Consider the following 12,763-nt stretch of genomic DNA (forward strand, 5'->3'; position numbering starts at 1 on the left):
GGAAATTTGTCAACAACCCCTAGTTGGCGTCCTTTTTTGTTAAGAGGGAAAATATATGAATTTCAAATAATTTTTTTATCATACAAAAAATTGTTGAAGAAGATTTTGCAGAATAGTATGGTTAAAGAAAGGAATGAAATCGATGACGAGGTGATGGCTATATGTCCAAAGTGGAGCAACGTTTAAAAGAGTTAGGGTATGAGTTGCCGCCAGTTCCTCCAACCATGGCGAATTATGTGTCATGTGTACAGACTGGCTCTGTCATTTATACATCTGGTGCGGGGTGCTACGTAAATGGAAGTCCGATGTATCTGGGTAGGCTGGGGGCGGATGTGACGATCGAGCAGGGCTATGAGGCTGCTAAGGTCACGGTTCTTAATCTGCTAGCGATTTTGAAAAGCGAGATTGGGGATTTGGATCGAATCACACGGATTGTCAAACTGTTCGCACTCGTCAGCAGCGCCCCTGATTTCTACGAACAACCACGGGTGATCAATGGAGCTTCTGATTTCCTCATCGAAATTTTTGGTGAAGCGGGCAAGCATGCGAGAGCGGCTGCTGGGACATCTGTTCTTCCGTTTAACAACCCGATCGAAATCGAGATGATTGTGGAAGTGAACGAGGGGTAATATGAAAAACTTACATCCGATATTAGCAAGCTACATTCCAGTAGTAGAGGGACTGGCACGGACCTTTGGTGAGCATTGTGAAGTGGTTTTGCATGATCTGACCGGCGATATTTCTTCATCGATCATTGCCATTTCCAACGGCCATGTCAGTGGTAGACAAATCGGCTCACCGGTAACGAATCTGGCACTGCAAGCTTTACGCACGACGAAGGTCAGTGAAGAAGCTTTTGACCTCAACTACCGCAATGACACTATCAAAGGCAAACAGATCAAATCGAGCTCCATCTATATTAAGGATGAACATGGGGAAGTCATTGGCAGTCTGTGCATCAATCTTGATATGACTCATCTCGCAATGGCGCAGTCATTCATCGAATCAATGATGGTGATCCAAGACAAGCGTGAGGCAGAAAAAGCGGAAGAGAACTTCGCTCCGACTGTCGGGACGTTAATGGAGCAAATGATAGACGATTGCCTGAAACGTACAGGCAAACCGATCGCCCTGATGCAAAAAGAAGAGAAGATTCAATTTATCCACCAGCTGGATGAAATGGGTCTGTTTTTGATCAAAGGAGCCGTGCAATACATCGCGGATTTGTTGGATATATCCAAATTCACGGTTTACAACTATCTCGATAAGAAAAATTCATAGACCAAAGATGGGAGATGACCCGCATGGCAGAAGTAACGAGAGAACAGGCGCGTGAATTTCATGACGGTGTTCACGTTCTGGATGGGCATTTTGATCTGTTGATGGATGTGGAAATTCAGCGTGGATACGGTCGAACCAAAATGATCGAGACGGAGTATTTGCCACGGTTCCAGAAGGGTGGCGTGCATTCCGTTGTGGCGGCAGTGTTCGTTGAGGATGCTTTTGTACCGGAGATGAGTCTGCGCAAGGCGCTCAATCAGATCAGCGCTATGCATGCAGAGGCGGCAGAGTCTCCCGAGCACATTGTCATCGCAAAAAATCTCGATGATTTGCGCCGGGCAAGAGCGGAGCAAAAAGTATCGTTTATCCTGTCGTTAGAAGGGGCAGAGCCGCTTTATCACGATTTGAGTCTCTTGCGTGTCTTTTATGAGCTGGGTGTACGGATGATGGGTCTGGTTTGGAGTCGGCGCAACTTCGTTGGGGATGGCAGCTTCTTTGCGCCAGTACGTGAAGGGAAAAAAGGAGGCATTACGGATTTTGGTGTGCGTCTCATCGAGGAAGCGGAAAAGCTGGGTATTGTCATCGATGTGAGCCATTTGAATGACGAAGGGTTCTGGGACGTGATGGAAATCGCCGAAAAGCCAGTGATCGCTTCTCACTCCAACAGCCGAACAGTCGTGCCGACGATGCGGAATCTGACAGACGAGCAGATCAAAGCGATTGCGGAAAAGGACGGGCTTGTCGGGCTGAATGCGTTTAGCATGTTCGCGGCGACCAACAGCGCTGACGCAACGCTTGCGAGACTGATTGACCACGTTGACTATATGAAAAAGCTTGTTGGAGCAAGGCATATCGGGATAGGCCTAGATCTGTGCGATGATTTGACGAAATATTTGCCCTTGGACAAGATTGCCAAAACCACAGAAATGCCATTTGACGTAGTAAAAGGCCATTCGTCTCTACCAGACATTACGCATGAGCTGATGAATCGCGGGTATACGGATGGAGAAATCGAAGGAATCCTGGGTGGCAATTTCCTCAGAGTGTATCAGGATGTGTGGAAGTAGATCAGATGAGAGGAGGAATGGCGGATGGGACAGACAAAAGGTTCATTTGGCTATTATCAATCTGGTATCAAGGTAGCAGATATACGCTTTGAGGATGGGGAAGTTTGGCATCGGAGCACAGGTTGGGATACGGGCAGAGCGGCCGACGGTCCATTTGTACAGCTGGTTGAAGGGGAAGCAGTCTACGAATTGCCGCTCCTCGACCTGGCACAAAAGCTGCCGGACTGGGAGCAAATCGACTGGGAGAGCGAACAAGTAGTGTTTCCGGAAAGCGGAGGACACTACCAACGTCATCTATCCATCGAAGGAACAGGTCCCGCGGGGCAAAAACAAGCGTGGATCTGGGCGGTACGGGAAGCAACACAGCCAATTGATTTGATCATTTGTGAGAACGAAGTCATCGCGTTTGTACTGACAGGTCGTGGCGATAGCGTCGTATTGGCTAAAACAGGGTGGGAGAATTTGACTCCGCTCACGATGTGGCAAGATCCTTTGCTGTCCGAAGTAAACTACGGCGTACATCATTTGGGTAGGCATAATGTGGAAATGATAGATGGTGTTCGTTTGGCGACCGAAGTTTGGTTGCCTGCGGGCTTGGCGGAGGGGCAGCGAGTTCCAACCATTTTCATGCGCACTCCCTATGGACGAATGGATGCCATTTTTCGCCGATTGCCTTTTGTAGCTCGCGGATATGCGCTGGTTGTACAGGACACGCGCGGACGTGAAGATTCTGAGGGAGAGTGGAGCCCACTCATTCACGAGCGCAATGATGGAGACGACAGTCTCAACTGGATCGCGAGCCAAGAGTGGTCGGATGGCAACATCGGGATGCTCGGCGGATCGTACGTGGGGTATGTGCAATGGGCTGCTGCCGCAAGTGGGAATCCGCATCTAAAGGCGATTTTCAGTTATGTGACAGTAGGAACGCCGTATGTGGATATTCCTCGCAAAGGGGGAACGATTCTCGGCGGTCTGTCATGGATTTTCATGATGGCAGAAAAGCGTCGGAACGTTGCGGCTCTCTCCCGGGATGACTGGAGTGAGGTCATCAAGGTGCGCCCGATCAAGGAAATTCCGCAAAAAGTGCTGGGGAAAGAAATCCCGTTTTGGACAAAATGGATGGAACATCCGGACGGAGACGAGTTCTGGGCCATGTCAGACTGGAAACGGCATGCCGATCAGGTAAAGGTGCCAGCTACCCTCGTATCAGGCTGGTATGACGACAACGGGATGGGGACGAGCGAATCGTGGGAGGTTGTCTCCCGAAATGTGCCAGAGCACGCCAGACTCATCTTGGGGCCGTGGTATCACAAGGCGAATACGACCCGAGAAATCCATCATGTGCCATTTGGAAACAACGCCATCCGCTACGATCTGGATGTGACACAGCTCCGCTGGTTTGACCGCTATTTAAAAGGGGTAGAAAATGGCGTTGATCAGGAGGCGCGTGTCGAGTACTACATGGTGGGAGAAAACGAGTGGAAGACCTCGCAGACTTGGCCGCCAGCAGAGGCGACGCTGACGAATTTGTATGTAAGCAGTGGAGGTAAAGCCAATACAAGCGGTGGGGATGGAACGCTAATACTGTCTACCCCAGGTGAACAGGCGGTGGATATATACAACTATGATCCGCTGGATGCGGCACCGTATCTACTGGATTTGTCGGAGAACGAAAACAGCGTTCCGGAAAACTATCGTGATGTGGAAGAAAGGGCAGATGTGCTCGTTTACACATCGGAGCCATTGGAAGAGGAAGTCGTCATCGGGGGAGAAATCTCGGCTGTTATCTATGCATCTAGCTCAGCGCGGGATACAGATTGGTTGGTCCGACTGTGTGATGTAGATGAGGAAGGCAATTCGATTCGTCTATCGGACGGGATTATCTGCGCACGCTACCGCCACTCATTCGAAGAGCCTGAGCTACTTGTTGCCGGACAAATCGAATGCTATGAGATTCGCATGACCAAGATCGCCAATGTCTTCCAAAAAGGTCACCGCATTCGCGTCTCCGTTACTTCTGGCGCCGAGAACTTCTCGTTCCCAAATCCGAATACAGGCAACGATCTGGCAACGGAAACCGAGACGGTCGTCGCCGTGCAACGTGTCTATCATGACAGCCAATATCCGAGTCATATCAAGCTCCCTCTCTTGCGTTCTGGGGGAAGCAAGCAACCTTCAGGAGGTATCTAAAATACAATGACTGTTTACAGTTGCAGAATATGCAAGTTCCGTTACGACGAGTGGCTAGGTGATACGAAAAATGGCGTCCCGCCCGGGGTGCCTTTTCCTCATTTAGCAGGTTCTGTGTGTACCGATTGTCAGATGGACGAGGAAGGGCGGCACTTGCCGCTTCCTGAAACCAAGTACACGAACGTGGAAGCTACGTATTACGATCAGTTTGCCGGGAAGGCTAGCATCGCATTTTATCGAAACTGGTTGCTGAGGGAATCGGAGCAAGCCCTAGTCTCGGTGCTGGAGCTGGGTGTTGGGACAGGGAGAATAGCCATTGAGCTGGCTCGGAATGGCTTGTCCGTCTGCGGTATAGATTGGAGTCCGGAAATGCTGGAAATGGCCGCCAAAAAGAAACGGCGCATGTTAAAAGGGAAAGAAGAACTGCTGGACCTTGTCGAACAAAATATGTGGGAGATAGAGCTCGATCGGCAATTTACGCATGTGCTTCTCCCAGAAGGGATTTTTCAACAGGCCACCTGTAGAGACAGGCAACGACAATTGCTTTCGGTCATCCACGATTACATAACCGAGGACGGAACATTGGCAATTGACTTACTCTTGCCGCCAGTAAAAAATCAATGGACAACGATGCAACGCAAATTCGTTTTCCCAGACCGTATGGTGTATCAAAAGGTAGAGGGTGAAACTTCGCTGTTGGAGCAAAAGTTCCGCTACACGCTTACTTATGAGACTTTTCTTGAGCAGATTGAGCAGCCAAGGTATCGCGTAGAGCGTGAGATGGCGTTGCTTTTGCCTACTGAGCTTGTGCTTTTATTGGAAGGATCAGGCTTTAGAGTCACCTACAGCAAAGAGAATGTATTCCACAAGCAAGACTTCGAGCCGAGTCAAGCGGATGATGGCTACGATATGGATCGTTGGCAGCATGGGGGGTATCCATTCGCTGAACCAGTCGGGACACCGGGTGGAGCTACTCGTTGGACGATTTTGGCGAAAAAAATTTCTTCCTCCACTTTGTAACAAAATGTCTGGTGCTGCATCTAACCAGTATGACTGCGAGTGAAGGAGGTCACGCCCTTGGAAAAATTGCAGCCAACGACAGATGCTGCTTTTGAACAAATCATGAGGGAATATGGGACCCGCGTGCTTCGACTCGTCACTTTTCTGGTAAGAGATCGCAGCTTGGCAGAGGATATTACCCAGGACGTATTCGTCAAGGTGTATCGGCATCTTCCCCGCTTTCGGCAGGAGAGCAGTGTGCACACTTGGTTGTATCGAATCGCGGTCAATGAGTGTAAAGGTTATTTGCGTTCTTGGTCGTTCCGCCATATCCTTCCTCGTTCGTGGATTAGACAGGATGGGGAGCTTTCTACGGAAAGTCTTGTGCTTGATCAAGCCGAGAGGGACCAGCTCGTAGCAGAAGTGTTGCTGCTTCCTCCGCTTTATCGCCAAGTGATTGCCCTTCATTACTATGCGGATTTAACCATAGGAGAGGTGGCGGATGTGCTTGGGGTAACGGAAGGAACAGTCAGAACCAGGTTGCATAGGGCCAGACAGCAGCTTCGGCAGAGTATGGGAGAGGGGAGGGACTGGGAATGGACGAAAACCGATGGCTCACGGACTTAAAGGAACGGGCAGATCAGACCATTTTTCGTGATGTACAATTCACAGCTTCGATGGAAGAGCGAGTGCGGCAGAGGGTGAGACCAAGAACAGGGTGGATGACTGGCTGGAAGAAGCTATCCTTGCCGGGTGTTGTGCTGATAATGGGCTTGCTATTGTGGTTCGGGCTCCCCACCAAGGAGGAGGGGCAATCTGCACAGCAAGAGGTGAAAGCACCACAGCAAGAGACACAAATACCCTCCTTGTTGCCAGGGGGCCAAATCGTCGAAGCGGATTTGTGGAAGCTGTCACCTTCTTTGTCATCCATTTACGGCAATCAGTCCTTTTCTTATTTGGGAGAAAAGCCTGTCCGCATCATGACAGATCAAGACGGTTTTTACGAAGGGCAGACGCAGCGGGTGATATGGCTGTTGAATGGGGAATACGCACCAGAAGTAGAGATCGCTGCTTACAACACCGATGGGACCCGTCTGGCATTGGGGAGCTACGAGGTGATGGACCCTTTATACGATGCAGATGGACATTTTCCTTCAGGGATCGTGTTACCTGAACCGGGCAAATGGAAGCTGGAAGTCAGATCAGGAGGCAAACATCTCGGACAAGTTTTTGTCGAGGTGAAAAAAGGAATAGCACCTGCGAACCGTCAACTAGTCGGCCCTATCATTCAGCAGTATTTGGAGACGGAAAGCGATCAGCTGGGGTGGCTGGGAAAACACCGCGAGATTAATGTCGAGCTCCTCGGAGTGGAAGCGCCAGATGCTGCGAAGCGAACGGTATACGCTTGGGTGAAAATAACGGGTAGCAATTCTTCCGCGCTCAGTGCACCAATGGCCTTTCAAATCGTCTACAATGGGAATGATTATCGGGTAACTAACTTCAAAATGCCCGAGGACGGCAGCAACTACCAGAGCAGCCTGCAAAAGTTGTTTCCACCTAAAGTACTGGAGCAAATCAACAATCGATCAAAAGCAAAGTAAGAATGACAAAACGGACCTTCTCCTAACAGAAGGTCCGTTTTTAGCTTTTCATGTCTATCCGTATATTTGAGCACCTATCGCCCAGTACGTCCCAGCACGGCGTGGCAGGGTATGCGCGTTCGCAACCATCACAGGGGGATGAGAAACCTGTGTGAAGCCGTTTTGCTCCAAATATGCGTGAAACGCTGCTTGCTCATCCGGTACGTCTATCCGCACACGTCCGGTATGATTTTGTGTCAGTTTGTATAGGATGTGTTCAGCCATGACTACATTTTCTGCGACGATTGGCCCCGCGATAAGGTTGACAGAGCCTTGAACGGAGAAGCCATACCCGATGATCTTGCCGGAGCGATTTTTGGCTACCAGACAGGTAGTAGCTTGTCTCATACGTGTGTCGAGAAATTGAGAGCGGCTGCTGCCTATTGCTGCTTTGTCCAATTCAACGACGCTCAAGAAATCGTCTAACTCCATTGGCACAATTTCGAACTCGTCATTGGCTTCGTTTGGCAGAAGTGCTTCAGGCACAAAACGTTCAGCAATAAACTTTCGGATACGATCCACTGTCTGGAATCCGAGGTTTTTATACAAGGGCTCTCCTTCTGGAGTAGCAATGAGCATGCTCGTTGTATCGGCAGAAACAGAAGCCATGCACGCTTTCATGAGCTCGCGGCCGTACCCTTTGCCTTGTGTCGAGGGATGGACAATCACCATGCCGATGCTGGCAAGCTTGTCCTCGTACGGAATGATAGCCGCACTGGATAGTAAGGTGCCACTCGCGTCTTTGTGACCGAATACGGTTCCGATAGACAGAATTGTGTGAATTTCCGATTCGTTATAATCCCAGCCTACGGAATCAGATAAGGCAATGAGTCCGGGAATATCCGATATCGTTAAGGAATGCAAGCAGGAGTCAACACAGTTCACTTTGATCATTCTCCGTTTCTTTCTTTATGTTGGTCGTTCAATGCTTCCGTCATTTTTATACGAGTGGCTGCTAGTCGCGTTTCGGCCTCATGCCTATCCGCCTCCATTTATTTACCACTTTAGCACAGGAAAAGTTTGGATACGAGAAAAAGGAGGCAAACGCTTGATTCTCTTTGGTTGCTCTTTATATCATCGGTTTGTTATAATTACTGTTAGTGTATTTTTTGCGAGGCGCAATCTGAACGTTTGAATGGATTCGCGTGGGAGGGAACGAACAACACATGGATCGTCGTGAAAGACAAAAAAGGATACGAAATTTTTCCATCATCGCCCACATTGACCATGGAAAGTCGACGCTGGCAGACCGTATTTTGGAGCTGACCGGTGCCTTGACTGCCCGTGAGATGGAAGCCCAGTTTCTTGACACGATGGAGCTGGAAAAAGAGCGCGGGATTACGATTAAGCTAAATGCCGTGCGTTTGAACTATAAAGCAGATGACGGTGAGGAGTACATTCTCCACCTGATCGACACCCCTGGACACGTCGACTTTACTTATGAGGTATCCCGTAGTTTGGCTGCCTGTGAAGGGGCTATTCTCGTAGTGGATGCCGCACAAGGAATCGAAGCCCAGACATTGGCGAACGTCTATTTGGCGTTGGACAGCGACCTGGAGATCATTCCGGTTATCAACAAAATCGACCTGCCGAGCGCAGAGCCTGAACGCGTGAAGCAAGAGGTTGAGGACGTTATCGGTCTGGATGCCAGCGACGCGGTTTTGACTTCTGCCAAAGCGGGTATCGGGATTAAAGAAGTTCTGGAAGCGGTTGTGCAAAAAGTACCGGCTCCAGAGGGAGATCCGGATGCACCTCTGCAAGCGTTGATTTTCGACTCCTATTTTGATGCGTATCGCGGCGTTATTGCCTCCATCCGTGTCATCAACGGAACCTTGAAAAAGGGTATGAAAATCAAGATGATGGCGACAGGCAAGTCGTTTGAGGTAACAGAAATCGGTACATCTACTCCACGCCAAACGCAAGTTGATGAATTGACGGTTGGAGATGTAGGCTACGTAGCCGCTTCCATTAAAACAGTGGGAGACACCAGTGTGGGGGATACCATTACAGATGCGAATCGCCCTGCTACTGAACCGCTGCCTGGATACCGCAAGATCAACCCGATGGTATTCTGCGGCCTGTACCCAATCGAAACAAACGAGTACAACGATCTGCGTGATGCGTTGGAAAAGCTCCAGCTCAACGATGCGTCTCTGCAGTTTGAACCGGAGACATCCCAAGCACTCGGCTTTGGTTTCCGTTGCGGATTCTTGGGACTTTTGCACATGGAGATCATCCAGGAGCGGATCGAACGGGAATTTAATATTAACTTGATTACAACAGCACCAAGCGTTATTTACCGGATTACCAGAACGAACGGAGAGGTTTTCGAAATCGACAACCCGTCCAAAATGCCGGAAGCGCAAAAGATCGAAATGGTCGAGGAGCCTTATGTTACCGCGACGGTTATGGTGCCAAAAGAATACGTCGGCGATGTTATGCAGTTGTGCCAAGGTAAGCGCGGCGAGTTTCTTGACATGCAATACTTGGGCGAGAATCGCGTGCAGCTGAAATACGACATGCCATTGTCCGAGATTGTCTACGATTTCTTTGATATGCTGAAGTCGGGGACTAAAGGGTATGCGTCCTTTGACTATGAGTTAGGGGGCTACAAGGCTTCCAAGCTGGTGAAAATGGATATTCTCCTCAACAGCGAAGTGGTGGATGCTCTGTCGTTTATCGTACACAAAGATACAGCCTATGCTCGCGGTAAGGTCATTTGCGAAAAGCTGAAGGAATTGATTCCACGTCAGCAATTCGAGGTGCCGATTCAAGCGACCATCGGACACAAGGTTGTAGCTCGTGAAACGATCAGTGCCTTGCGTAAAAACGTTCTTGCCAAATGTTACGGCGGGGACATCTCACGTAAGCGCAAACTGCTCGAAAAGCAAAAAGAAGGAAAGAAGCGCATGAAGTCTGTCGGTTCCGTAGAGGTACCACAAGAAGCATTTATGGCTGTATTGCGCATGGATGATAAGAAGTAGGCCTGACCTTGTGTCAGGTCTTTTCCATTAAAAGCGGAGGTCAAAAAGTCAGCTTTTGATCACGAAGTAGTTAAGAAAGCTTATTCGGCATCGAAAATGGCGTTCACCTTCGAAGTCCGGTGCTCATGTAGGTCCCCTACACTCCGCTCCTCCTTCTTCAGGTTCTCGCCATTTTCTCGGTGCTGAAAAGCCGACTTTTTGACTTTTATTGAAAAAGGTAATCCAAAAGTCGTTATTATAAGGAGGGAAAGGGACATGATGCCACAATCGGTTTACATTCACATTCCCTTTTGTACGAATAAATGCTACTACTGTGACTTCAACTCATTTGTGACGAACAATCCGCAGCTCATTTGGGATTACTTAGACGCGTTGAAAAGTGAAATGGAGCTCACATTCAGTCAGCAACCAATCGAGCAGGTGAAGACGATCTTTGTCGGCGGAGGGACGCCTACGTTTCTCGATCACGCCCAAATGCGCGCGTTTTTGGAAATAGTACAAAAGCAATTGGGCAAGTACTGGGCGGCTGATATCGAATTTTCGATGGAAGCGAATCCGGGAACGACAGACGTGGAAAAGCTTCGCATCATGCGTGAGCTTGGCGTCAATCGTCTAAGCTTTGGTGTGCAGTCCTTTGACGACGCGCTCTTAAAGCGATTGGGACGTATTCACGACCAGGAAGCCGTGTACCGCAGCATCGATAATGCGAAAAAAGTAGGCTTTGACAACTTTAGCATCGACCTGATGTTTGGGTTGCCGGATCAGACACTGGATATTTTCCGCCAGACATTGGACAAGGCGTTTGGGCTGGGTACGACGCATTTCTCTGCATACAGTCTCAAGGTGGAGGAGAACACGCTGTTCCACACGCTCTACCAGAAGGATCAGCTACCACTGCCTTCTGAAGAGACAGAGCTTGAGATGTACATGGTACTAATAGAAGAGATGGAGCGTCACGGGTACAAGCAGTATGAAATCAGCAATTTTGCAAAACTGGGTTTCGAGAGCAAACATAATAAAACCTATTGGCTCAATCGTGAATACTATGGGGTGGGTGCAGGTGCCCACGGCTATGTGTGCGGCCAGCGGCATGTGAATGCAGGTCCACTTGCGATATACATGCAGAAGTGCAAGGAAGGGCTGCCGCGTGTAGAACAATTCGAGGTGCCGCGCGAGGATGCCATGGAGGAGCAGATGATTTTGGGGCTGCGCTTGAGAGAAGGCGTTGACCTTTCGGCGTTTGCATCCCGCTTTGGTGCAACTGTATATGATGTTTTTGGGACAATAATAGAAGAAGAGATTGCCAAAGGAATGCTGGAAGAACAGGACGGGTTTTTGAAGCTGACGAATCAGGGGCTTCCGCTCGGAAATGAGGTATTTGCACGCTTTCTTCGCTGAGTGTAAGGAGAAGTGGCGAAATATGAGATTTTTTGTCTCAGGAACTAGCGCAAGCTCGTTGACAAATCCTTCTACTATTGATACCTTAGTATATAGATTTAGCACTCGATAAGCATGAGTGCTAACAATCCAACAGGAGGCGAGCGACATCCATGTTATCAGACCGTCAACAAATGATTTTAAACGCGATTGTCGATAATTACATTCATTCTGCCGAACCTGTTGGCTCCCGGACTATTTCCAAGCGGGAGGACATCGGATTCTCTTCGGCAACGATACGCAACGAGATGTCTGACTTGGAGGAGCTGGGATACTTAGAACAGCCCCACACATCGGCGGGACGTGTGCCTTCTACAAAAGGATACCGCTTCTACGTCGATAACTTGATTCAGCCTCATCTTTTGGAGGAAGCTGAATTGGGTAAACTAAAGCAGTTGTTTGCCGAGCGTATTCTCCATTCTGAACAAGTGGTAGAGTACACTGCCCAGATTCTCTCTCAACTGACAAATTACACGGCAATTGTCTTGGGACCTGAGATTTTTGAGCATCGGTTAAAACATATCCAAATCGTTCCTCTTAATGAAACACAGGCAGTGGCGATTGTGGTGACGCATACCGGACGAGTGGAGAACAAGCTGATCGATCTTCCAGAAGGCATTGGTGCCGGGGAAATCGAGAGACTCGTCAATCTATTGAATGGAAAGCTGACCGATGTGCCACTATGGCAGCTGCGGCAACGGCTTTATCAAGAGATTTCCGGTGAAATGCAACGTCATACAGAGCAGTATGAAGAAATTCTTCAGCTCCTCAACAACTCGCTGACGCAAGAAGAAGAACGAGTATACTTACGCGGTGCGACCAAGATCTTGAACCAGCCGGAATTCCGAGATGTAGATAAAGTCAAGGATATTCTGGAGCTACTAGAGCAGCACGATCAATTGCTGAGTGTGATCGGCATGCAGGGTGATGGTCTGACGGTGCGCATCGGACAGGAAAACCAGCTAGACGCGATTAAGCAATGCAGTATTATTACCACTTCTTATTCGCTTGGAGGCAAGCCGGTGGGAATGGTGGGGATACTTGGCCCGACGCGAATGGAATACGGCAAGGTCATTACCGTACTCAACCATTTGGCGGAAGGCTTATCGCGCATGCTGACTTCGCAGTTTGAGAAATAAATGGAGTGAATGGCTAAACAGTCTTT

The 12,763-nt window shown here is 49.1% G+C and carries 12 protein-coding genes; 11 read left to right on the forward strand and 1 reads right to left on the reverse strand.

What is annotated here, in order from left to right; genetic code table 11:
• The 8 genes from C7R93_RS30460 to C7R93_RS23615 all read left to right on the forward strand — a co-directional run.
• Positions 1-186: hypothetical protein (locus tag C7R93_RS30460; RefSeq protein WP_208637845.1), on the forward strand; the 186-nt coding region annotated here is incomplete at its 5' end.
• On the forward strand, positions 162-629 hold the full coding sequence (locus C7R93_RS23585) for a RidA family protein (RefSeq protein WP_106841109.1): 468 nt from the start codon (positions 162-164) through the stop codon (positions 627-629). The genes C7R93_RS30460 and C7R93_RS23585, both read left to right, overlap by 25 nt.
• Before the next feature lies 1 nt (position 630).
• Positions 631-1,281 carry a helix-turn-helix transcriptional regulator gene (locus tag C7R93_RS23590; RefSeq protein ID WP_106841110.1) on the forward strand — a complete coding sequence of 217 codons (651 nt, stop codon included), beginning with the start codon at positions 631-633 and terminating at the stop codon, positions 1,279-1,281.
• Between the two features lie 23 nt (positions 1,282-1,304).
• A complete protein-coding gene (locus C7R93_RS23595; protein WP_106841111.1) occupies positions 1,305-2,348 on the forward strand; it encodes a dipeptidase in 1,044 nt (347 codons plus the stop codon).
• Between the two features lie 24 nt (positions 2,349-2,372).
• Positions 2,373-4,538, forward strand: a complete 2,166-nt coding sequence (locus C7R93_RS23600) for a CocE/NonD family hydrolase (protein ID WP_106841112.1) — start codon at positions 2,373-2,375, stop codon at positions 4,536-4,538.
• Positions 4,539-4,544: 6 nt separating this feature from the next.
• On the forward strand, positions 4,545-5,558 hold the full coding sequence (locus tag C7R93_RS23605) for a methyltransferase domain-containing protein (protein ID WP_106841113.1): 1,014 nt from the start codon (positions 4,545-4,547) through the stop codon (positions 5,556-5,558).
• Positions 5,559-5,615: 57 nt separating this feature from the next.
• A complete protein-coding gene (locus C7R93_RS23610; protein WP_106841114.1) occupies positions 5,616-6,164 on the forward strand; it encodes a sigma-70 family RNA polymerase sigma factor in 549 nt (182 codons plus the stop codon).
• Entirely contained in the window at positions 6,134-7,138 is a 1,005-nt protein-coding gene (locus C7R93_RS23615; protein ID WP_106841115.1) for a hypothetical protein, read from the forward strand. Before C7R93_RS23610 ends, C7R93_RS23615 begins: the two co-directional genes overlap by 31 nt.
• Before the next feature lie 54 nt (positions 7,139-7,192).
• On the opposite strand, the gene C7R93_RS23620 is transcribed toward C7R93_RS23615, so the two are convergent.
• Positions 7,193-8,071, reverse strand: a complete 879-nt coding sequence (locus C7R93_RS23620) for a GNAT family N-acetyltransferase (RefSeq protein WP_106841116.1) — start codon at positions 8,069-8,071, stop codon at positions 7,193-7,195.
• A gap of 272 nt (positions 8,072-8,343) precedes the next feature.
• Here C7R93_RS23620 and lepA point away from each other — a divergent pair, with 272 nt between their 5' ends.
• From lepA to hrcA, 3 genes are all read left to right on the forward strand, one after another.
• Positions 8,344-10,161: a translation elongation factor 4 gene (gene lepA, locus C7R93_RS23625; RefSeq protein ID WP_106841117.1), complete on the forward strand. Its 1,818-nt coding sequence runs from the start codon at positions 8,344-8,346 to the stop codon at positions 10,159-10,161.
• 255 nt (positions 10,162-10,416) lie between these two features.
• Entirely contained in the window at positions 10,417-11,559 is a 1,143-nt protein-coding gene (gene hemW, locus C7R93_RS23635) for a radical SAM family heme chaperone HemW (RefSeq protein WP_106841118.1), read from the forward strand.
• Positions 11,560-11,711: 152 nt separating this feature from the next.
• The gene (hrcA, locus tag C7R93_RS23640; RefSeq protein WP_106841119.1) at positions 11,712-12,737 is read left to right on the forward strand and encodes a heat-inducible transcriptional repressor HrcA; all 1,026 of its coding nucleotides are present in this window, start codon (positions 11,712-11,714) and stop codon (positions 12,735-12,737) included.
• Positions 12,738-12,763 lie beyond the last annotated feature (26 nt).

Source organism: Brevibacillus fortis (assembly GCF_003013395.1).
GTDB lineage: Bacteria > Bacillota > Bacilli > Brevibacillales > Brevibacillaceae > Brevibacillus > Brevibacillus fortis.